The organism is Variovorax sp. P5_A3 (genome assembly GCF_056400665.1).
This window is the reverse complement of the sequence record NZ_JBFUKW010000002.1, coordinates 221474-243544: the sequence shown is the minus strand read 5'-3', so window position 1 is coordinate 243544 and position 22071 is coordinate 221474. Positions and strand designations below refer to the sequence as shown.

18 protein-coding genes are annotated in these 22071 nt (G+C 65.5%); 11 read left to right on the top strand and 7 right to left on the bottom strand.

The window, feature by feature from the left end; translation table 11 throughout:
- Window positions 1-32: 32 nt before the first annotated feature.
- Window positions 33-773: a response regulator gene (locus tag AC1D3B_RS03300; RefSeq protein ID WP_478189228.1), complete on the bottom strand. Its 741-nt coding sequence runs from the start codon at window positions 771-773 to the stop codon at window positions 33-35.
- Between the two features lie 109 nt (window positions 774-882).
- Here AC1D3B_RS03300 and AC1D3B_RS03295 point away from each other — a divergent pair, with 109 nt between their 5' ends.
- The 8 genes from AC1D3B_RS03295 to AC1D3B_RS03260 all read left to right on the top strand — a co-directional run bounded on the left by AC1D3B_RS03295 (window position 883) and on the right by AC1D3B_RS03260 (window position 8990).
- Window positions 883-1686: a bestrophin-like domain gene (locus AC1D3B_RS03295; protein ID WP_478189227.1), complete on the top strand. Its 804-nt coding sequence runs from the start codon at window positions 883-885 to the stop codon at window positions 1684-1686.
- 123 nt (window positions 1687-1809) lie between these two features.
- Window positions 1810-3174 (top strand): sensor histidine kinase, encoded by a 1365-nt coding sequence (locus AC1D3B_RS03290; protein WP_478189226.1) that lies wholly within the window; start codon window positions 1810-1812, stop codon window positions 3172-3174.
- Between the two features lie 27 nt (window positions 3175-3201).
- On the top strand, window positions 3202-4953 hold the full coding sequence (locus AC1D3B_RS03285) for a cytochrome c biogenesis protein DipZ (protein WP_478189225.1): 1752 nt from the start codon (window positions 3202-3204) through the stop codon (window positions 4951-4953).
- A gap of 46 nt (window positions 4954-4999) precedes the next feature.
- A complete protein-coding gene (locus tag AC1D3B_RS03280) occupies window positions 5000-5956 on the top strand; it encodes a LysR family transcriptional regulator (protein ID WP_478189224.1) in 957 nt (318 codons plus the stop codon).
- A 307-nt stretch (window positions 5957-6263) separates the two neighbouring features.
- Window positions 6264-6746: a helix-hairpin-helix domain-containing protein gene (locus AC1D3B_RS03275; RefSeq protein WP_478189223.1), complete on the top strand. Its 483-nt coding sequence runs from the start codon at window positions 6264-6266 to the stop codon at window positions 6744-6746.
- 21 nt (window positions 6747-6767) lie between these two features.
- On the top strand, window positions 6768-7124 hold the full coding sequence (locus tag AC1D3B_RS03270; protein ID WP_478189222.1) for a hypothetical protein: 357 nt from the start codon (window positions 6768-6770) through the stop codon (window positions 7122-7124).
- Window positions 7125-7227: 103 nt separating this feature from the next.
- On the top strand, window positions 7228-8154 hold the full coding sequence (gene ku / locus AC1D3B_RS03265) for a non-homologous end joining protein Ku (protein WP_478189221.1): 927 nt from the start codon (window positions 7228-7230) through the stop codon (window positions 8152-8154).
- Window positions 8151-8990: a tetratricopeptide repeat protein gene (locus AC1D3B_RS03260; protein ID WP_478189220.1), complete on the top strand. Its 840-nt coding sequence runs from the start codon at window positions 8151-8153 to the stop codon at window positions 8988-8990. Before ku ends, AC1D3B_RS03260 begins: the two co-directional genes overlap by 4 nt.
- Before the next feature lies 1 nt (window position 8991).
- Here the strand turns inward: AC1D3B_RS03260 and AC1D3B_RS03255 are convergent, their stop codons facing one another.
- Together AC1D3B_RS03255 and AC1D3B_RS03250 are read right to left on the bottom strand one after the other, a co-directional pair.
- Window positions 8992-9591, bottom strand: coding sequence for an isochorismatase family protein (locus tag AC1D3B_RS03255; protein ID WP_478189219.1), 600 nt, complete (start codon window positions 9589-9591; stop codon window positions 8992-8994).
- A 120-nt stretch (window positions 9592-9711) separates the two neighbouring features.
- A complete protein-coding gene (locus tag AC1D3B_RS03250; RefSeq protein WP_478189627.1) occupies window positions 9712-10761 on the bottom strand; it encodes a PQQ-dependent sugar dehydrogenase in 1050 nt (349 codons plus the stop codon).
- Window positions 10762-11063: 302 nt separating this feature from the next.
- Between AC1D3B_RS03250 and AC1D3B_RS03245 the strand changes: the two genes are divergently transcribed.
- A complete protein-coding gene (locus AC1D3B_RS03245; RefSeq protein WP_478189626.1) occupies window positions 11064-11621 on the top strand; it encodes a C40 family peptidase in 558 nt (185 codons plus the stop codon).
- 164 nt (window positions 11622-11785) lie between these two features.
- Here AC1D3B_RS03245 and lpdA read toward each other — a convergent pair whose 3' ends face one another.
- The 4 genes from lpdA to aceE form a co-directional block, all read right to left on the bottom strand.
- The gene (lpdA, locus tag AC1D3B_RS03240) at window positions 11786-13609 is read right to left on the bottom strand and encodes a dihydrolipoyl dehydrogenase (protein ID WP_478189218.1); all 1824 of its coding nucleotides are present in this window, start codon (window positions 13607-13609) and stop codon (window positions 11786-11788) included.
- The gene (locus AC1D3B_RS03235; protein ID WP_478189217.1) at window positions 13606-14196 is read right to left on the bottom strand and encodes an MFS transporter; all 591 of its coding nucleotides are present in this window, start codon (window positions 14194-14196) and stop codon (window positions 13606-13608) included. Before AC1D3B_RS03235 ends, lpdA begins: the two co-directional genes overlap by 4 nt.
- A 70-nt stretch (window positions 14197-14266) precedes the next feature.
- Complete coding sequence (aceF, locus tag AC1D3B_RS03230; protein ID WP_478189216.1) at window positions 14267-15919, bottom strand: dihydrolipoyllysine-residue acetyltransferase; 1653 nt, start codon at window positions 15917-15919, stop codon at window positions 14267-14269.
- A 38-nt stretch (window positions 15920-15957) separates the two neighbouring features.
- Window positions 15958-18672 (bottom strand): pyruvate dehydrogenase (acetyl-transferring), homodimeric type, encoded by a 2715-nt coding sequence (aceE, locus tag AC1D3B_RS03225; RefSeq protein ID WP_478189215.1) that lies wholly within the window; start codon window positions 18670-18672, stop codon window positions 15958-15960.
- A gap of 208 nt (window positions 18673-18880) precedes the next feature.
- On the opposite strand from aceE, the gene AC1D3B_RS03220 reads away from it, so the two are divergent.
- Together AC1D3B_RS03220 and AC1D3B_RS03215 are read left to right on the top strand one after the other, a co-directional pair.
- Window positions 18881-21418, top strand: coding sequence for a PAS domain-containing sensor histidine kinase (locus tag AC1D3B_RS03220; RefSeq protein ID WP_478189214.1), 2538 nt, complete (start codon window positions 18881-18883; stop codon window positions 21416-21418).
- Window positions 21415-22044: a response regulator transcription factor gene (locus tag AC1D3B_RS03215; protein ID WP_028253580.1), complete on the top strand. Its 630-nt coding sequence runs from the start codon at window positions 21415-21417 to the stop codon at window positions 22042-22044. Before AC1D3B_RS03220 ends, AC1D3B_RS03215 begins: the two co-directional genes overlap by 4 nt.
- The last annotated feature ends 27 nt before the right edge of the window (window positions 22045-22071 follow it).

Below are 22071 nucleotides of genomic sequence, written 5' to 3'. Positions count from 1 at the left end.
CTGTCAATGCATCAGCTCGCGCCGGAGCGAATTCAGTCCCGAGTCTCCACGGCCGAAGCGAAGACGTAGCCCTCGCTCCTGACGGTCTTGATGTACCGCGGCTCGCGCGCGTCGTCGCGCAGCCGCTGGCGCAGCCTGCTGACCAGGAGGTCGATCGAGCGCTCGAAGAGCTCCGCCTCGCGTCCCTGGCTCAGGCTCAGCAGCTGGTCGCGGCTCAGCACCTTTTGCGGATGGTCGAGAAAGATGCGCAGGAGCCGGTACTCCGCGCCGCTCAGCGCGACCATCGTGCCGCTCGCGTCGATCAGGTGCCGCTCCGTCGTGTCGACGCGCCAGTCGCCGAAGGCCAGCATCCGGGCCGTCTCCGTCGAATGCATGTTCGGCGGCAGCATGCGCGTGCGGCGCATCACGGCGCGAATCCGGGCGAGCAGCTCCCGCGCGGAAAAGGGCTTGGCCAGGTAGTCGTCGGCCCCCATCTCCAGGCCGAGAATGCGGTCGGCCTCCTCGCTGCGCGCCGTCAGCATCAGGATGGGGATCGCCTTGTACTTGCTCGTGCGCAGGTCACGGCACAGTGTGAGCCCGTCCTCGCCCGGGAGCATGAGGTCGAGGATGATCAGGTCGAAGGGGCCGGACGCTTCCAGCGCCGCCCGCATGTGGCGCCCGGTCGGCACCGCGACGACGCGCAGGCCGTTCTTGACCAGGTAGGTGGTGAGCAACTCGCGGATCTCGCGGTCGTCGTCGACGATGAGGATATGGTCCGAAGGTCTTGTCGTCATGGCGATGGGGGTCTCGGAGGCTCTGCCCTCCAATGTAGTCCGCCTCCCGCGACTTTGTTTTGCGGCGGAAGATCGGACGCAGAATGTGCGACTCTTCGAAGGAGACCCCATGATGCTGGCCCGACTGGACGAAGACGTCATGTTCATCGTTGTCGTCGTCATCTTCTTCTCGGCGCTCGAGATCGCGTTCCGGCTGGGCCGCCGGCACACCCGTCGAAGCGACGACCTGTCGCGATCGCACATCAACGCACTGCAGGCGGCCCTGCTCGGGCTTCTGGCATTGCTGCTGGGTTTCAATTTCGCGATGGCGGCCTCGCGTTTCGATACGCGCAAGACGCTCGTCCAGGAGGAAGTCAATGCGATCCGCACGAGCTATCTCCGTGCGCAGCTGCTGCCGCAGGCGCAACGAGAGCAGGTGTCCGAACTGTTGAAGCGCTATGTGGCGGCGCGCATCGATTTCGCGCGGGCGGGCGTCGACCCCAAGCAACTCGAGACGACCAGCGCCGCCACGACGGACATCGAGGCGCAACTCTGGGCATTGGCTGGCGCATCGCAGACCGAGGGCCAGGCCTCGCCCGCGAGGGTGCTGGCGATCCAGGCGCTCAACGACATGTTCAATGCGAACGAAAAGCGCCACGCGGCACTGGACAACCATGTGCCGCAGATCGTGATCAGCCTCCTGGTCGCCGTCGCACTGGGCGCCCTCGGATTCATAGCGTACGGCTACGGGCTGACGGGCCAGCGACGCCATGTGTCGACCGCACTCTTCGCGCTGCTCATCGCGATGGTCTTCACGATCATCATCGACATGGACCAGCCGCGCAGCGGCCTCATCCGCGTGAGCGAGGAAAGCATGGTTCGCCTCTACGAGAGCATGGTCGTAAAGCTCGGGCCAGACGCCGCCGACCGCTGAGAACTGGCTCCGAACATTTCCGCGCCAATTCTTGTATTGGCTTGTACGCGGGGGGCCCTCGGAAGACACACTGGAATACATGCGTGCGCGCCGGCGGGTGATTCGGGGCCTATAACCTCGGTCATGCCCAATCCAGCAGACCTCCCAGCGAACCCCGGCCCGACCACCGGCTGGCGCCGGCTGGTTCCGCGCAGCCTGTTCTCGCGGGTCACGCTGATCATCGTCGTGGGGCTTGCGATCGCGCAGTTGCTCACCTTCGCTTCGATCCGCTACGAGCGCGGCGTCGCGCTCCGGGAACTGATGATGAACGGCATCGAGCGCGACATCGCGAGCTCGATCGCCATCCTGAATCGCCTGCCGGCCGATGAGCGCGCGAGTTGGCTGGAGCGGCTGGAGCGCCGCAACTACCGCTTCGTGCTCGGCGGCACCGTGACGGGACCGGCACCCGAATCGCCCGCGACCCAGGAGTTCGCGGAGGCCATTGTTGGCGCGCTGGATCCCTTCGAAGTGGTCAAGGTGGCCCAGGTCGCCGAGCCGCAGGGAGGCCTGCAGATCCAGGTTCGGCTGGCGGACGGCAGCTCGGTGGTGGTCCATGCGCGACGGGTTGGCATTCCCGTGTCCGACTGGGTCATGTGGGCGCTCGCGGTGCAGCTGGCCGTGCTCGCCGCCTGCGCATGGTTCGCGGTCCGGCTCGTCACGCGGCCCCTGGCCCGGCTCGCAGCGGCAGCGGACGAACTGGGACCCGACCTGAAGACGCAGGCGCTCGACGAAGACGGCCCGACCGAGGTGGCCCACGCGGCGCGCGCATTCAACGCCATGCAGCGACGCATCGCCGGCTACATGGCCGAGCGCGTGGAAATCCTCGCGGCCATCTCGCACGACCTGCAGACGCCGATCACACGGATGCGCCTGCGCACCGACCTGATGGACAACGAGAAGGACCAGGTCAAGTTCCGGCAGGATCTCGACGCGATGAACGCGCTGGTGAGGGAGGGCGTCACCTACGCGCGCACGCTTCACGGCGCGACGGAGCCACCCTGCCGCATCGACGCCGATGCGCTGCTCGAAAGCATGGTGGCGGACTACGAGGACTCGGGCCAGCCCGTGCTGCTCGAGGGCCGGATCGACGCGCCGATCGTGACGCGTCCGAACGCGCTGCGCCGGATCCTGGTGAACCTGATCGACAACGCGCTGAAGTTCGGAAGCGATGTACGGGTTCGGGTGCGGGTCGATGCGGATCGATGGGTCGTCGCCGTCGTCGACAACGGACCGGGCATTCCGCCGGATCAACTCGATGCCGTACTCAAGCCCTTCTACCGCGTGGAAGGCTCGCGCAACCGCAGCACCGGCGGCACGGGGCTGGGGCTTGCCATCGCGCAGCAGCTCGCGGTGGCAATGGGCGCGGAGCTGAAGTTGCACAACCGCCAGGAAGGCGGGCTCGAAGCCCGGCTCACCATGACTACGACCGCCCGGGCCGCGGGGGCCTGACCAGCACACATTTCATCGTTCGACATCATGCTCATCCTCTTCATTGCCTACGTGGGCGGCGTGCTCACCATCCTGAGCCCCTGCATCCTCCCGGTGCTGCCCTTCGTGTTCGCGCGTGCCGATCGGCCTTTCAGGTCGCACGGACTGCCGATGTTGCTGGGCATGGCGCTGGCCTTTGCGGCGATTGCCACGCTGGCGGCGGTCGGTGGGGGCTGGGTGGTCGCGCTCAACGAGTACGGGCGCTACGCGGCGATGGCCATGCTTGCGCTGTTCGGCATCACGCTGCTGTTCCCGGGCATCGCCGACCGCATGACCCGGCCGCTCGTTGCGCTCGGTGTCCGGCTGTCCGAGCAGGAAGCAGGCACGCAGGCATCCACCTCCATCGGGTCGCCGCTCCTGCTGGGCCTGGGCACGGGCCTGTTGTGGGCGCCTTGCGCGGGCCCGATCCTCGGCTTGATCCTGACGGGCGCGGCCCTGAATGGCGCGAGCGTCGGCACTTCGTTGCTGCTGTTCGCCTATGCCGCCGGCGCCTGTACATCGCTGGCAGCCGCACTGCTGCTGGGCGGACGCGTGTTCGCGGCCATGAAGCGGACGCTCCACACCGGCGAATGGGTCCGTCGCGTCGCCGGAGCGGCCGTGCTGGTCGGCGTCGGCGCCATCGCCCTGGGCCTCGACACCGGCCTGCTCAGCGGTCTCTCGATCGGGACCACGTCGACGATCGAGCAGGCGCTGGTGGATCGTCTCGGCCTCCAGAAGCCGCAGGCAGCCGGCGAATCCGACGGCGCACTCGAAGCCACGGCGTTCATGTCGCCGAAGGCGGAAGGTGCGCTTCCCCCCCTGGCGGGTGCGACCGAATGGATCCATTCAGCGCCGCTCACCCCTGAAGGCTTGCGCGGCAAGGTGGTGCTGGTCGACTTCTGGACCTATTCGTGCATCAACTGCCTGCGGACCCTGCCCTACGTCCGCGCATGGGCCGAGAAGTACAAGGATGCAGGGCTGGTCGTGATCGGCGTGCATTCGCCGGAATTCGCATTCGAGAAGCGCTCGTCCAACGTCCACCAGGCCGTGAAGGATCTCGGCATCGACTATCCCGTCGCGATCGACAGCGACTTCGCGATCTGGCGCGCTTTCGACAACCAGTACTGGCCTGCAATCTACTTCGTCGACGCGCAGGGTCGCCTGCGTCACCATCAGTTCGGGGAGGGCGAGTACGCGCAGTCGGAGCGCGTCATCCAGCGACTGCTGGCGGAGGCGGGGCAGACGAACATTCCGACCACGCTGGTCGATCCCGTAGGCCAGGGCACGCAGGCGGCACCGGGCGCCTCGCCTTCCCTGTCGGAGGAAACGTACCTGGGCCACGGGCGCGCGAGCAATTTCGCCTCGCCCGGAGGCATCGCGAAGGACCGCGCCAGCACCTACCGACGTCCTGCATCGCTGCAACTGGACCAATGGGCGCTGGACGGCGACTGGACCGTGGAGAGGGAACGCGCAGTGCTGGATCACGCCAACGGCCGCATCGCCTATCGGTTCCAGGCACGCGACCTTCACCTGGTCCTCGGCCCTTCGGCCGACGGCAAGCCGGTCCGCTTCAGGGTGAGCGTGGATGGCAAGCCGCCCCTGTCGGACCACGGCTCCGACATCGACGCGCAGGGAAACGGTACTATCGGCGCACAGCGGCTCTACCAGTTGGTTCGCCAGAAAATGAACACAAGAGAACGACTTTTCGAGATCGAGTTTCTCGATGCCGGTGCGCAGGCCTACGTTTTCACGTTCGGCTAGGCATGCGCTCCCTTCCTCCGGCATGGGCGTTCGACGCGGCCTGAATATGCAGCAAGAGAGAAACGACAACGGGGAACTGAACTTCTATCTGCTCAAGTGCCTGGTGGCGCTGGTGGATCAATCGCACATCTCGCGCGCTGCGGACGCCATCTCGATCAGCCAGCCCGCGATGAGCCGGGCGATCGCCCAGTTGCGCACGGTCACGGGCGACCCGATTCTCGTGAAGGGCGGTGCCGGACTCATCCCCACCGCCAAGGCGCTCCAGTTGAGCGAATTTGCCGGGCGCATCCTGGGCGAGATGGACGCGCTCCTGGGCAATGCGGTGGCCTTCGACCCCCACGTCACGCGCTACCTCTTCCGGATGGTCGCTACCGACTACCTGGAATGCCTCTTCGTGGATCACCTGCTCCAGCATCTAGGCACCGGGTTCCCGGGCATCTCGCTGTCGGTGCGTCACCCGGTCCACCCGTCGCTGTTCAACAAGGTGCTGGAGGCCGGCGATGTCGACTTCTGCGTCGGCATCCTGCCGCCCAGCCTGCGCGAACTCCGGCATCGGCTGCTGTTTCGCGACCGCATCGTCTGCGTGGCACGCGCCGGTCACTGGGCCGTCGGCAAGAAGCTGACCCCGGCGGAATTCGCGGGCCTCGAGCACGTGGTCGTCATGCCGAACACGGTGAACTGCTTCGGCGAAGCCGTCGACCAGGTGCTGGCCGCGCAGGGGCTGCAACGCCAGCGCCGCTACGTCACGCCGAACTACCTCACGGCGCCGCACGTGCTGGAAAAGTCCGACATGGTCGCGCTTCTGCCCTTGTCGCTGGCAACGCGTTTTCGCGAGCGCTTCGGATTGGCCGAGTTGTCGCTGCCGGTCGTGGTGCCGGCCTTCGATGTCTACATCTCCTGGCATGACCGCACCCACCGGCACGCCGCGCACATCTGGTTTCGCGACCAGGTGATGAAGAGCCTCGAGCAAAACTCATCCAGCGGACATTCATTGCGCGCATAGCCGCCATTCGGGCGCGGCATGGACTTCCCGGGCCCGCCTGTCAATACTTGACGCGTCGCCGAACACTCGGCATGCAAGAGTAATGAGCAATGCAGATTCTTGAGTCCAAGGTCAAGGCCTCGCGGCAACTCGAGCCGCGGTTTCACTGGGACAGCACCTTCCCCATCGGCAACGCCCGGCTGCGATGACAAGAGCTCCGCGCCGCCGCCCCTGAGGCGCTTCGCCGCCTCGATGCCTTTCCCGTTCTATCCGTCATGCGGACGTGGCCAGCCACGCCCGAGAGCGAACTTTTGGTGGAGTCCCTGGTATGACTAGCATGATCCATTCCGTCGATGATCTCGCCCAGTTGCCCGACGACGAGTTGCTCCCGTGCCTGGGAGCCCTTCGGAGTGCCATTCATGAAGCGAAGCGGCAGTACGCCGCGGCATTGCGGGAGCGCCAGCTCCCCCAGGATTCGCGCTTCAATTTCCAGTCGTTTACCTGGCGGCCCCGAGGCGCACACCGGTTCAACCTGCCGATCCACCTGACCCCGGAAACGCCGATCGACGAGATCTCCGTGCGTGCGAGCGCCCGCGAAGCGCTGAAGGAACTCAGCATCTTCTGCATCGAGGATCTTTCCGCCATCAGCGAGCAGGAGTTGCTGAAGGAAGAGGCCATCGGCCCGAAAACACTGGGCCGCCTGCGGGAAGTCCTCACGCGCGTGGGACTCGACTTCCAGCCCGATCCCGAGACGTCGCAGTCGTCGCAGTCGTCGACCAGCCAGATGCACACCGGAAGAGAAAGGCACTAAGTGAAGGACGAGAGAGTCAGCATGGACTGGAAATCGCTGTATGCCTACCCGTCGCGCCTCCTGAAGCTGCGGCCCGGCGACGCCGGCGTCTTCGTGTGTCCACCGGCGTGGAGAGGACGGCTCGCCACCGTCTGCGGGATCTGGGTCAAGGCGAACACCGACTGGGCGTCGGCGTTTCCCGTCGGCACGCCCTGGAAGAACGTGTTCTGGACCGAGTCGCATGCCGACGGCCTGAAGGTGGTACGAGCGCCCGTGCCCGACCGCACCTGCGCGGGCGAGCCACCCACGGAATTCACATTCAAGCCCCTTGTGGCTTCGTCGGTGCCCGAAACGGGCGCACCGAGGCTGGACCAGATGGTCTCGCTCTGGCGAGCCTGATCGGCCGGCGCGCCGCTGGAGACGGCATTCCCCCCTCTGGTCGGGTGCTCAGGAAAATGGCATCCTTGCGCCGGGAGGTGCCCCATGCCTCCTCGGAGGTTTCATGGCTGCACGTTCGATCGCCTCGTTGTCGCTCAGCTTCGGTCTGGTTTCCATTCCGGTCAAGCTGTACTCCGCGACTGAAAGTTCCGGATCGGTCAGGTTCAATCTCCTGGCCAAGGACGGCTCGCGCGTCAAGCAGCAGTACGTCTCCGAAAGGGATCCGACGGTCGTCGTGCCACGGTCCGAGATGGTCAAGGGCTATGAATTCGAGAAGGACCGCTATGTCCTCTTCAGCCCCGACGAACTGAAGGCGGTCGAAGAGAGTTCGACCCACACGATCGACATCGTCGCCTTCATTCCCGAGAAGGCCGTCGATCCGATCTACTACGACAAGGCCTACTTCATCGCGCCCGACAAGCGAGGCGCCAAACCCTACACCCTGCTGCGCGAGGCCATGCGCAAGAGCGGCCGGTGCGCGCTCGCCAAATGGGCCTGGAAGGGCAAGCAGTACGTCGTGCAAGTCCGGGCTGCCGAGGACGGGCTGGTGTTGCAGCAACTGCTCTACGCCGACGAGGTCCGGTCACTAAAGGACCTGGACATCGAGGAGATCACGCCGACGGCCGCGGAGGTGCAGCTCGCACTTCAACTCATCGACCAGATTTCGCAGGACAGCTACGACCCAACCCAGTATGTCGATGAGGAAAAGAAGCGGATTCTGGCGGCTATCGACGCCAAGATCTCCGGCAAGCAGGTGGTTGCAGTGGAAGAGCGCGAAGCGTCCGAGACCAGCGGCCAGATCATCGACCTGACCGAAATGCTGCGCGCGAGCCTGAACCGCGCGGGTGCCGGCGGCGCGAAGCGCCCTGCACCACGTGCGCCGGCCACCGAAGTCGTGACGCCGCTCGCTTCGAAGGAGCGCAAGGGCGTCAAGCGCGCGGCGACGAAGACGACGACCGCCGCCCCGGCGGCCGCGCGATTGAGGAAGTGACCGACGTCCAGGTCCAGGCGCCCCATACCCTGCGCAGCCTCCAGGAGATGCTCGGCCTCTCCCGGAGTGCGATTTCAGGGTTGATCGCGAACGGTTTCGTCCATCCGGCGCGAGGGCCGCGCAACGAGTACCGGTTTTCCTTTCGCGACGTAGTTCTCCTGCGGACTGCCCACGACCTGCAGGCCGCCGACATTCCGACGCGCAAGATCCTGCGTGCACTGCAGCGGCTGAAGGCCACGTTGCCTTCGGAGCTGCCGTTGACCGGCCTGCGGATCACCGCGGTGGGCAGCACGATCGCCGTGCGCGAGCGTGACAGTCAATGGGAGGCCGAGTCCGGCCAATTGCTCATGGACTTCGAGGTCGCGCCGACGCGCGGGTCGGTTTCTTTCGTGGAACATCTGCCGAACGACGGCGCGAAGGCAGAGTCATCGTCGGCAGGCGCGTGGTTCGCGCAGGGGGAAGAACTCGAAGCGCGGGACATGCAGGCGGCAGAGGCCGCCTATCGCGAGGCGCTGGCCATTGCGCCGGACTTTGCCGACGCCTACCTGAACCTCGGTGCGATCCTGTGCGAATCCGGTCGGCATGCGGAGGCCGCGGCCCTCTACGACCTTGCCCTGGAGCACGCCCCCGATGTGGCGCTGCTGCACTTCAATCGCGCGGTGGCGCTGGAAGACATGGGCCGCCTTCCGGAAGCACTCCAAAGTTACGAAAGATGCCTGCAGCTCGATCCGACGGTGGCCGACGCGCATTTCAACGCGGCCCGCCTGCATGACCACCTGGGTCACCGGCGCGAGGCGATCCGCCACTTCAGCGCCTACCGCCGGCTTCAGAAATAGGTTATCGGATCAGCGCCTGCAGATCCTTGAATCGCGGATGCTCCGCGGTGCGCAGCCACTCGAAGCCCACCATCTCGGTGGTCACCAGCTCCGCGCCGGCGCCGGCCAATCGATCGAACGCGGCGTCGCGGTTGCGTTCGGTGCGCGAGCCGCACGCGTCCGTCACCACCCAGACCTCGAATTCATCCTCGAGCAGATCGAGCGCGGTCTGCAAAAGGCAAACGTGCGCCTCGCAACCGGCGATCACGATCGTGTTGCGCTCTTCGGCCGCAGCCGGCTTCTGCAGATGCTTGGGAAGGCTGCGAGCATTGCCTTGCGGCGCCTTGGCCGGGACGCGCAGCCATTCGCCGAGGCCCTCTTCCGCGCCGCTGAAATGCATCTTGGCGAGCGTGCGCTGGCACAGGGCGCGGATGTCGGGGAGGTTTTCGCCCAGCTTCGACGGGTTCTGCTCGGTGCCCCAGACCGGCACCTCCACCAATTGGGCGAGCTTGCCGAGGCGCACCGCGTTCTTCGCGACGGCGTCCGCCTCGAGGATGGCCGGCATCAGGCGCGCCTGATAGTCGACCAGAACCAATTGGGATTGCGATGCGTCGAGCAGCATGGGAAGAAAGTCTTTCGGGAATATCGGAAGGGGGATAGACCGTACACCAGTCGGCCGGTTGCCGGAACAATAATCGCGCCGCGTGGTCCGAAGCGGGCCGTGGCCGCGCGGAGCTGTGCATCACTCCGGCAAGAGACGAATCAGCTTGCCGTTTGATTCGTCCGTCAGGATGTAGAGCAAGCCATCAGGCCCCTGCTTCACGTCGCGGATGCGCGCACGGCCATCTTCGAGCAGCTTGTGCTCCGCCACGACCTTGCCGTCCTTGAGTTCGATCCGGTCAAGGTAGCCGAACTTCAGCGAGCCCACGAAGAGGTTCCCCTTCCAGCCGGCGCCATAGCGATCGCTGGTCAGGAAAGCCATACCCGACGGCGCGATCGAAGGCACCCAGTAGTGCAGCGGCTGCTCCATGCCTTCCTTCTGCGTGATGCCGTCGCCGATCTTGCCGCCGCCGTAGTTCTCGCCGTAAGTGATCACCGGCCAGCCGTAGTTGCGGCCCGCCTGCGGGATGTTGATCTCGTCGCCCCCCTGCGGGCCATGCTCGTGCATCCAGAGCTTGCCGTCGGGTGCGAGCGTGGCCCCCTGGCCGTTGCGATGCCCGTAGCTCCAGATCTCGGGCAGCGCGCCCGCCTGTCCGACGAAGGGGTTGTCCTTCGGCACCGAACCGTCCTTGCCGATGCGCACGATCTTGCCGAGATGGTTGTCGAGCTTCTGGGCGTCCTCCTTGCGGCTGAAGCGTTCACCCAGCGTGAGGAACAGCGTTCCGTCCCTGGCCTCCACGATGCGGCAGCCGAAATGGTTGCGGCTCGCCACCTTCGGCCGTTGGCTGAATATCACCTTCAGGTCCTCGATGCGGCTGGCATCGGCTGACAACTGCGCACGCGCGAGTGCGGTACTGTTGGCCATGCCGAGCGCATCCGGTTCGGAGTAACACATATAGAAGGTGCGGTTCGCCTCGAAGCCTGAGTCCACCAGCACATCCAGCAGCCCGCCCTGCCCACCCGCGGCGACGGCGGGAACGCCGGCAACGGGCGCGCCCACCTTGCCATCGGCGCCGACAACGCGCAGCCGGCCGGGCTTTTCGGTCACCAGGAAGCGCCCGCCCGGCAGAAAACTCACGCCCCATGGGTTCTCCAGGCCGTTGGCAATGACTTCCGGGCGGGGTGCCGCCATCGCCGTTCCCGCCCCTGCAAGCAGCAGGCAAAGCAGGCGCGACGACCATCGCCGGGCTGTTACAAATGAGTCGAACATGCGGCTCCTTCGACGTCTCGGAATTTGCAATCGTTTGATCATTCGACCGAAATTCAAAGACTTTTGCATTACATGTGCGAAATAACTTATCGCGAATAACCGAAGTCTTTACATTTTTTGATATGAGAAGATGAAAAAACCTCATCCGCGACAAGAAGTTACGTGCAAAATCACGAACTCACTTGAAATTGACACTGCGCAGTGTCATCCATATCCTACGCCGCATGCGATTTTTAATGCTCACCGCCGCCCTCCTGCTTGCGTGCGCCGCCCATGCCGCGCCGCAACTCGAAAGGGCCGACGACCACTCCGAATTGCTGGTCGTCGACAAGAGCCTGATGGGCCAGTTGCACCAAGTCCGACAGACCATGGTAGACCGCACCTCCGACCTCGTCGTCACGGCGATCGGCTTCCTGGGCGTTCCCTACCGCCGTGGTGGCAACACCGCCGAAACCGGCTTCGACTGCAGCGGCTTCGTCCGTGCCATGTACAACCAGACTGTCGGTCACCTGCTCCCCCGCCGTGCCGAAGAACAAGCCGCCGCCACCCAGAAGATCGACCGCACCGACCTGAAGCCCGGCGACCTCGTGTTCTTCAACACCATGCGCCGTGCGTTCAGCCATGTCGGCATCTACGTCGGCGAAGGCAAGTTCATCCATTCGCCCAAGCCCGGCGCCCAGGTTCGCGTGGAAGACATGAGCAACAGCTACTGGCAGCGTCGCTTCACCGGCGCCCGCCGCGTGATCGCGGGTGAGGACGAACTCAAGACATCCGGCGACTGACGCTCGACCCCAAAACAGAAAATCCCGCCGCCGGCGGGATTTTTTGTGAGCAAACGCGACCAGGGCCTCATGCCAGAAATACCGCGGATCCGGCTCCGCCGGTCCGCTGGTATTGCCCCCAGCAGGGGGGTGGGCGGCTACACGAAGTGAGCAAGCCTGGGGGGTTACCTTTTCACTGGAGGCAGGTCGGTGCAGCTTCCGTGTGCCGCTTCCGCAGCGAGGCCGATGCTTTCGCCGAGCGTCGGGTGCGGATGGATCGTCTTGCCGATATCGATGGCGTCGGCGCCCATCTCGATGGCGAGCGCGATCTCGCCGATCATGTCGCCCGCGTGCGTCCCGACGATGCCGCCACCGACGATGCGATGCGACTCCTCGTCGAACAGCAGCTTGGTGAAGCCCTCGTCGCGTCCGTTCGCGATGGCCCGGCCCGACGCCGTCCACGGGAACAGGCCCTTGTGGATCTTCACGCCCTCCGCCTTGGCCTGGTCCTCGGTGAGGCCGACCCATGCCACTTCCGGATCGGTATAGGCCACGCTCGGAATCACGCGCGCATTGAAGGCCGCGCTCGCAAGCTCCTTGTCGCCCTTCTGCTCGCCGGCGATCACCTCGGCCGCCACATGCGCCTCGTGCACCGCCTTGTGCTCCAGCATCGGCTGGCCGACGATGTCGCCGACCGCGAAGATGTGCGGCACGTTGGTGCGCATCTGGATGTCGACCGGAATGAAGCCGCGATCGCTCACGTTCACGCCCGCCTTCTCGGCGCCGATCTTCTTGCCGTTGGGGCTGCGGCCGACCGCCTGGAGCACGAGGTCGTAGACCTGCGGTTCCTTGGGCGCCTGCTCGCCTTCGAAGGTCACGCGGATGCCTTCCTTGGTCGCTTCGGCACCGACGGTCTTCGTCTTCAGCATGATGTTGTCGAAGCGTGGCGCGTTCAGCTTCTGCCACACCTTGACCAGGTCGCGATCGGCGCCCTGCATCAGGCCGTCGAGCATTTCGACCACGTCGAGCCGCGAGCCCAGCGTGGAATACACCGACCCCATCTCGAGCCCGATGATCCCGCCGCCGAGGATCAGCATGCGCTTGGGGTCGACGCCCAGTTCGAGCGCGCCAGTGGAGTCGACCACGCGCGGGTCCTTGGGCATGAACGGCAGATGCACCGCCTGCGAACCTGCTGCGATCACGCAATGGCGGAACTTGACGGTCTGCGCCTTGCCGGTCACGTCCTTGCCGTCGCCGGTGGTTTCCTGGACCTTGACGTGGTACGGGTCGACGAACTCGCCGACGCCGCGCACCGTCGTCACCTTGCGCATCTTCGCCATGGCGGCCAGGCCGCCGGTCAGCTTGCCGACCACCTTGTTCTTGCGGCCGAGCAGCTTGGCCCGGTCCACGGTGGGCGCGCCGTAGCTCACGCCGAGATCGGCGAAATGCTTGACCTCGTCGATCACCGCCGCCACGTGCAACAGTGCCTTCGACGGGATGCAACCGACGTTGAGACAGACGCCGCCCAGGGTCGCGTAGCGCTCGACCAGAACGACCTTGAGGCCGAGGTCGGCCGCCCGGAATGCGGCGGAATAGCCGCCCGGGCCGGCCCCGAGCACCAGCAGGTCGCATTCGACGTCGACCGACCCGGCGTAGGTCGAAGCGACAGCGGGCGCCGGTGCAGGTGCGGCCTGTGCCGACGCCTGTTTCGGCGCCGGCGCGGCGGATGGCGGCGCCGCGGGCTCGGGAGCCGGCGCGGCGGCTGCGCCTTCGGCCGCGTCCAGCGTCAGCACCACCGAGCCCTCGCTCACCTTGTCGCCGACCTTCACGGCCACCGACTTGACCACGCCCGCATGCGAGGACGGAATCTCCATCGACGCCTTGTCCGATTCGACCGTGATCAACGACTGCTCGGCTTTCACCGTGTCGCCGGCCTTTACCAGGACCTCGATCACCGCGACTTCATCGAAATCGCCGATGTCCGGCACTTTGACTTGTACTTCGCTCATTTGGACACCTTCAGTTTGAGTGTGAGAACGTCGACCGGTCCGGCCGAGTTTCGATCGAATTCGCAGGCCGCGGCAACGCCGGCCTCGGCCACATCGCGCGCCGAGCGCGCCTTGTCGTACACCGCGTGCATGGCCCCGAGCGCGAAGCTGCGACCGGAGCCGATGCTCCAGAACTGCTTGAACTCGAAGACCTCGCGGTAGCTGTAGATGCCATAGATGCCGCTCGCGTTTGCGAGCAGCATCGTGAACTGGCTCGACTCGTAGGGCTCATGTTCGTCCTCCTTGGTCTGCAGGAAGAACGAGTCCTTGAGCACCGGATGCAGCAGCGTGAAGGTGCGGAAGATCTCGTCCTTGCTGCCGAAGCGCAGCGCCTCGGCGGGCTGTGCCGCCAGCGCGTGCTGCAGCACCAGGAAATGCGCCGCGGCGCCGGCCATCGCGAAGATGCTCTGGCCCGCGGCGTCGTTGACCATGAACAGCTTCTGGTTCTTCTCGGCGTTGTACGACAGGCGCGTGTCGCCGAAGGTCACCAGCGAATCGGCCGCCATCACGACCTGGCCGCCTTTTCGGACGGCCACCACCGTTGTCATAGGGGCTCACGCCGGGCCGCCCCAAGGGAGCCGCCCCCCGCTGGGGGGAGCGCCGGAGGCGCTTGGGGGGTCATAGCAGTACCCGGCGGAAGTCTGCTAGGACCTGACCCAGGTAAGCGTTGAACCGGGCCGCCGCCGCGCCGTCGATCACACGATGGTCGTATGAGAGCGACAGCGGCAGCATCAGGCGCGGCTGGAAGGCCTTGCCGTCCCACACGGGCTTCATCGCACCCTTGGAGAGACCCAGGATCGCCACCTCGGGCGCGTTGATGATCGGCGTGAAGTGCGTGCCGCCGATGCCGCCGAGCGAGCTGATCGAGATGCACCCGCCCTGCATGTCGGCCGAACCGAGCTTGCCGTCGCGGGCCTTCTTGGCGAGCTCGCCCATCTCCTGGCTGATCTGCAGCACGCCCTTCTTGTCGGCATCCTTGAGCACCGGCACCACCAGCCCGTTGGGCGTGTCCGCCGCGAAGCCGATGTTGTAGTACTGCTTGTAGACGAGCTGGTCGCCGTCCATGCTGGTATTGAAGTCCGGGAACTTCTTCAGCGCCGAGACCATGGCCTTGATCACGAAGGCCAGCATCGTGACCTTGACGCCCGACTTCTCGTTTTCCTTGTTGGTCGCCACGCGGAAGGCTTCGAGCTCGGTGATGTCGGCTTCGTCGTTGTTCGTGACGTGCGGGATCATCACCCAGTTGCGGTGCAGGTTCGCGCCGCTGATCTTCTTGATGCGCGACAGGTCCTTGCGCTCGACGGTGCCGAACTTGGTGAAGTCGACCTTCGGCCACGGCAGAAGACCCAGCGCTTCGCCGCCTCCGCCCGCGGGTGCCTTGGCCCCCGAAGCCTTGGTGCTGGCCGCGCCGCTCATCACGGCCTTGGTGAAGTTCTGGACGTCCTGCTGGGTGATGCGCCCCTTGGGGCCGCTGCCCTTCACTTCTTCGAGCGGCACGCCGAGGTCGCGGGCGAACTTGCGCACCGAAGGCGACGCATGCGGGAGCTTGCCGGAGGGCGCGACGGTCGGGTCGTGCGCAGGCACGGCGGCCGCCGGTGCTGCGGCCGGGGCCGATGCGCTGGCGGTTGCGGGTGCCGCAGCGGCGGCCTKGGCCGGTGCCGGCGCGGCGGCAGGTGCCGCGGCGCCTCCGCCAGAACCTTCGATCACCGCGATCAGGTCACCGATGTTGACCGTGTCGCCCACCTTGACCTTGAGTTCCTTGAGCACGCCGGCTGCGGACGACGGGATTTCCATCGACGCCTTGTCCGACTCGACCGTGATCAGCGACTGCTCCTGCTTGATCGTGTCGCCGGGTTTCACCAGCACCTCGATCACCGCGACGTCCTTGAAGTCGCCGATGTCGGGCACCTTGACATCGATCGGACCTGCCGCGGCGGCCGGTGCCGCTGCTGCCGCAGGTGCGGGTGCCGGAGCGGGCGCGGCGGCCGCCGGGGGCGCAGCCGCGGCGGGTGCCGCGGCAGGCGCAGCAGCGCCCTCGCCTTCGAGCACCAGCACGACCGAGCCTTCCTTGACCTTGCTGCCCACCTCGACCTTGAGTTCCTTCACGACGCCGGCCTGGCTCGACGGAATCTCCATCGAGGCCTTGTCCGATTCCACCGTGATGAGCGATTGCTCGGCCTTCACCGAGTCGCCCACCTTGACCAGGACTTCGATCACCGCGACTTCGTCGAAGTCGCCGATGTCCGGCACCTTGATTTCCACTGTTGCCATATCGTGTCTCCCGCCCTTGAGGCGCAGTTGATTGTTCTTTATGCGTAGAGCGGGTTGATCTTGTCAGCGTTGATGCCGTACTTCTTGATCGCGTCTGCCACCTTTTGCGCCGGCAGGGCACCGTCTTCGGACAGGGCCTTGAGCGCGGCAACGACGATGTAGTGCCGATTGATTTCGAAATGCTCACGCAGCTTGCTGCGGAAGTCACTGCGGCCGAAGCCGTCGGTTCCGAGGACCTTGTAGGTGCGGCCCTTCGGAATGAAGGGGCGGATCTGCTCGGCGTAGGCCTTCATGTAGTCGGTCGATGCGACGACCGGGCCGGTGCTCGGCGAGAGTTGCTTCGACACGAAGCTCTCGCGCGGCGTCTCCGTCGGGTGCAGAAGGTTCCAGCGATCGGCTTCCTGGCCGTCACGCGTCAGCTCGTTGAAGCTCGGGCAGCTCCAGACGGAGGCACTCACGCCCCAGTCCTTTTCGAGCAGTTCCTGCGCGGCGAAGCTTTCGCGCAGGATGGTGCCGCTGCCCAGCAGTTGCACCGTGGGTGCCTTCGCCTTCAGCGCCGGGCCTTGCTTGCACAGGTACATGCCCTTGATGATCTGCTCCTCGGTCCCGGGCTGGAGGCCGGGCATCGGATAGTTCTCGTTGAGCAGCGTCAGGTAGTAGTAGACGTTGTCCTGCCTCTCGACCATGCGCTTCAGGCCGTGGTGCAGGATGACGCCGACTTCGTGCGCGAAGGTCGGGTCGTAGCTCACGCAGTTCGGGATGGTGTTCGCGAGGATGTGGCTGTGGCCGTCCTCGTGCTGCAGGCCTTCGCCGTTGAGCGTGGTGCGTCCCGACGTACCGCCCAGCAGGAAGCCGCGCGCCTGCATGTCGCCGGCTGCCCAGGCCAGGTCGCCGATGCGCTGGAAGCCGAACATCGAGTAGTACACGTAGAACGGCACCATGATGCGGTTGTTGGTGCTGTACGACGTGGCCGCCGCGATCCAGCTCGACATGCCGCCGGCTTCGTTGATGCCTTCCTGCAGGATCTGGCCGGACTTGTCCTCCTTGTAGTACATGACCTGGTCCTTGTCGACCGGCGTGTACTGCTGACCCGCGGGGTTATAGATGCCGACTTGGCGGAACAGCCCTTCCATGCCGAAGGTGCGGGCCTCGTCGACCAGGATCGGCACCACGCGCGGGCCGAGCGCCTGGTCGCGCAGCAACTGCGTGAGGAAGCGCACGTAGGCTTGCGTCGTCGAGATCTCGCGGCCTTCGGCTGTCGGCTCCAGCACCGCCTTGAAGGTTTCGAGCGAAGGCACGGTGAAGCTCTCGTCGGCCTTGACGCGGCGGTGCGGCAGGTAGCCGCCGAGGGCCTTGCGGCGCTCGTGCAGGTATTTCATCTCGGGCGTGTCGTCGGCCGGCTTGTAGAACGGCAGGTCGGCGAGCTGGCTGTCCGGGATCGGGATGTTGAAACGGTCGCGGAAGGCCTTGATGTCCTCTTCGCCCAACTTCTTGGTCTGGTGGACGGTGTTCTTGCCTTCGCCGATCTTGCCCATGCCGAAGCCCTTGACGGTCTTGATCAGGAGCACGGTGGGCTGGCCCTTGTGGCTGACAGCCGCGTGGAATGCCGCATAGACCTTCTGCGAATCATGGCCGCCGCGGCGCAGGTTCCAGATCTCGTCGTCGCTCATCTTGGCGACCATCTCCAGCGTGCGCGGATCGCGGCCGAAGAAATGCTTGCGCACGTAGGCGCCGTCGTTGGCCTTGAACGACTGGTAGTCGCCGTCGTTCGTCTCCATCATGATCTTGCGCAGCGCGCCGTCCTTGTCGCGCGCCAGCAGCGGGTCCCAGTTGCTGCCCCAGATCAGCTTGATGACATTCCAGCCCGAACCGCGGAACTCGCCTTCGAGCTCCTGGATGATCTTGCCGTTGCCGCGCACCGGGCCGTCCAGGCGCTGCAGGTTGCAGTTGATGACGAAGACCAGGTTGTCGAGCTTCTCGCGCGCCGCGAGGCTGATGGCGCCCAGCGACTCGACCTCGTCCATTTCGCCGTCGCCGCAGAAGACCCAGACCTTGCGGTTCTCGGTATTGGCGATGCCGCGCGCATGCAGGTACTTGAGGAAGCGGGCCTGGTAGATGGCCATCAGCGGGCCGAGGCCCATCGAAACGGTCGGGAACTGCCAGAACTCCGGCATCAGCTTCGGGTGCGGGTAGCTCGACAGGCCCTTGCCGTCGACTTCCTGGCGGAAGTTGAGGAGTTGCTCTTCGCTCAGGCGGCCTTCGAGGTAGGCGCGGGCGTAGATGCCGGGGGATACGTGGCCCTGGATGTAGAGGCAGTCACCGCCGTGGTTTTCGCTCTCGGCGTGCCAGAAGTGGTTGAAGCCGGCGCCGAACATGCTGGCCAGCGATGCAAAGGAACCGATATGGCCGCCGAGGTCGCCGCCTTCGGGCGGGTGATGGCGATTGGCCTTCACGACCATCGCCATGGCGTTCCAGCGCATGTAGGAGCGCAGGCGTTCCTCGATCTCGAGGTTGCCGGGAGACCGCTCTTCCTGGTCGGTCTCGATGGTGTTGACGTAGGCGGTATTGGCCGAGAACGGCTTGTCGATGCTGCTCTGGCGGGCGTGTTCGAGCAATTGCTCGAGCAGGAAGTGCGCTCGCTCCGGCCCCTCGCTTTCGATGACCGCCGACAGGGCGTCCATCCATTCACGCGTCTCCTGCGCGTCCGGGTCATTTGCGGCCGAGCCGAACTGGCTCTCGGGATTTGCCGACATGCTTGTCTCCTTTTGAGGGGGTTTGTGGCTGTAATTTAGTGCCGTAAACCGGCAGCGCGCGGAGTTTCTCACAGAAATATTGAAATTTCAAATGGTGCTCAACGTTTTCTTATTGTGAAATTCACCTATGAAACTTCATGCACACCGACCACGTCGATGTCGCGCACGCGTCCAAGCCGACAGGAGAGCGTTCACCTAAACTTGTCCGATGCCCTTTTCCTCCCCGATCGCCGTTGCGCGCAGCGCGGCGTCGCCCCTTTCCTGGTGGCGACGCTGGTGGCGACGCCAGACGCCTGTGCTGCAGGACGCGGTCGCGATGCTCGCGCCGCTGGCGGCAGTGCTCCTGTTCCTCGCGGCCATCGTCTCGGCCTTCTGGTACCTGCGCGCGGAAGAAATGGAGCGCGTCCAGGAATCGGTGAAGCGCGATGTCGAGTACGCCCAGCAGCGCGTACGGCTTCGGCTCCTGGAGCGGCAGGAGCAGCTCATGCGTCTTGCGCGCGATGCGTCCAACCGCGAGATTGACGCCACCGAATTCACCAGCCGCGCAGAGTCGCTGGTGAGCCAGTTCCCGGAGCTGCAGGCCGTCAGCTGGATCGACGATCGCCGCCGCTTCAAGGCCGGCTACGCGGCGCCCAGCGTCCACCCGGCGCAGCAGCACGAGATCGGGGAGGTGCTGCGGCCGGGCGATACCGAAAGCAACTACGCCCTCGCACGCGAACTGCGCCAGCCGGTGTTCTCGCTGCAACTGGCCGGTGGCGATCCGCCGCCGATGCTGCAGCTCCATGTCCCGCTGTTCGACCAGGGCCTGTTCGCGGGGGAGCTGCTCGGCGAATTCTCCATCGACGGACTGTTGCGCTACGGCATGCCCGCCGAAGTCTCCGCGCGCTACGCCGTCTCGCTCCTGGATGCAAAGGGCGGCCTCATCGCCGGCAACACGGTCGCGAGCGCACGCGGTGCCGGTACGCGGCTCCTGCCGTGGACCGTCAGGACCAACGAGTACGAAGTGCCGGTGTCCCCGGTCGGCAATGCGCTGGTGCTGCGGGCACAGGCCTATCGCACCTCGCAAGGGGTCGTCGGCAACGGGCTGTTCTGGCTGGTCGGCGCGCTGAGCGTGCTGACGAGTTGGATGCTGATCGGTACCTGGCGTCACACGCGGCGCCGGCTGCAGGCCCAGCAGGCACTGGTGGCCGAAACCAACTTCCGCCGCGCGATGGAAAACTCGATGCTCACCGGGATGCGCGTGCTCGACCTGGAAGGCCGGATCACCTATGTGAACGCGGCCTTCTGTGCGATGACCGGGTGGAGCGAGAACGAACTCGTCGGCCAGACGCCCCCCTTCCCCTACTGGCTGGAGTCCGATCGCGAGGTCATGAACGAGCGGCTCGAGGAAGAGCTGCACGGACGCGCGTTGCCTGGCGGCTTCCAGGTGCGCGTCAAGCGCAAGAACGGCAGTGTGTTCAACGCCCGCCTCTACGTGTCGCCGCTGATCGATGCCCGCGGCCACCAGACCGGCTGGATGACCTCGATGACCGACATCACGGAGCCGACGCGCATCCGCGAGCAGTTGTCGGCCTCGTACGAGCGCTTCACCACGGTGCTCGAAGCGCTGGATGCCTCGGTGTCGGTCGCGCCGCTGGGCAGCGAGGAGCTGCTGTTCGCCAACAAGCTCTACCGCCTCTGGTTCGGCTCCAACACCGTGGGCCACCTGGGCATGGTCGCGCAGGCGGGCGTGCCGGCCTCGCATGCGCGCGACGATGGCCTCGACGACGTCGACCCCTTTGCGGGGCTGCCCGTCGACCAGCTCACCGCGGCGCAGCCAGCCAACAACGAGATCTTCGTCCCCGAACTCGGCAAGTGGCTCGAAGTGCGCTCGCGCTACCTGACCTGGGTCGACGGCAGGCTCGCGCAACTGGTCATCGCCACCGACATCACGCCGCGTCGCGATGCCGAAGACCTGTCGGCAGCGCAAGCCGATCGGGCGCAGGCCGCCAGCCGGCTGATCACCATGGGCGAGATGGCCTCCAGCGTCGCGCACGAACTCAACCAGCCGCTGACCGCCATCACCAATTACTGCAACGGGATGATGTCGCGCATCAAGGGCCAGCAGATCGATTCCGAAGCGCTGCTCGCGGCGCTCGACAAGACCTCGAAGCAGGCGCAGCGCGCCGGCCAGATCATCCAGCGCATCCGCTCTTTCGTGAAGCGAAGCGAGCCGAACCGGACGCCGGCCGAAGTCTCGATCATGGTCAGCGAAGCGGTCGAACTGGCCGGCATCGAGCTGCGGCGGCGGAATGTGCGTCTCAACCATTACGTCGCGGCGCGCCTGCCGATCCTGCGCGTCGACCCGATCCTGATCGAGCAGGTGATGGTCAACCTGCTGAAGAACGCAGCCGAATCCATCGACCTGGCGAACCGTCCGCTGGCGCGCCGCAGCGTCGAACTGCGCGTGCTGCCGAAGATCATCGACGGGCACAACGCGGTGGAGTTCTCGGTGCAGGACACCGGCATGGGCCTCGCCCCCGAAGTGATGGACCGGCTGTACGAAGCCTTCTTCTCCACCAAGCCCGAAGGCATGGGCATCGGGCTGAATCTCTGCCGCACGATCGTCGAGTCGCACCGCGGCCGGATGCAGGCGGAGAACATCTACAATGGCCCGGATGTCGTCGGATGCCGTTTTTCCTTCTGGTTACCGGTGTTGGACGCTATCGATTCCGTAGCAAGCAACGAGGCGAAAGTACCTGCATGAGTTTGATTCCGAAGAAGGGCACGGTCTATGTCGTCGACGACGACGAAGCGGTTCGCGATTCGCTCCAATGGCTGCTCGAGGGCAAGGACTATCGGGTCCGCTGCTTCGACTCCGCAGAGTCGTTTCTATCCCGCTATGACCCGCGCGAAGTCGCCTGCCTGATCGTCGACATCCGCATGGGCGGCATGTCGGGCATCGAGTTGCAGGACCGCCTCATCGAGCGCCGCTCCCCCCTGCCGATCGTCGTCATCACCGGCCACGGCGACGTGCCGATGGCGGTCGACAGCATGAAGAAGGGCGCCATGGATTTCATCCAGAAGCCCTTCAACGACGAGGCCCTCGTGGCACTCGTCGAGCGCATGCTCGAACATGCGCGCGGCGCCTTCGCGCAGCACCAGCAGTCCGCCAGCCGCGACGCCCTGCTGTCGAAGCTCACCGGCCGCGAGGCGCAGGTGCTCGAACGCATCGTCGCCGGTCGCCTCAACAAGCAGATCGCCGACGACCTTGGCATCAGCATCAAGACGGTGGAGGCGCACCGCGCCAACATCATGGAAAAGCTCAACGCCAACACGGTGGCCGACCTGCTCAAGATCGCGCTCGGCCAGGCCGCCCCTGCCAAGGCCTAGCGGTCGCCGGAGCGAGAGACACCTTCA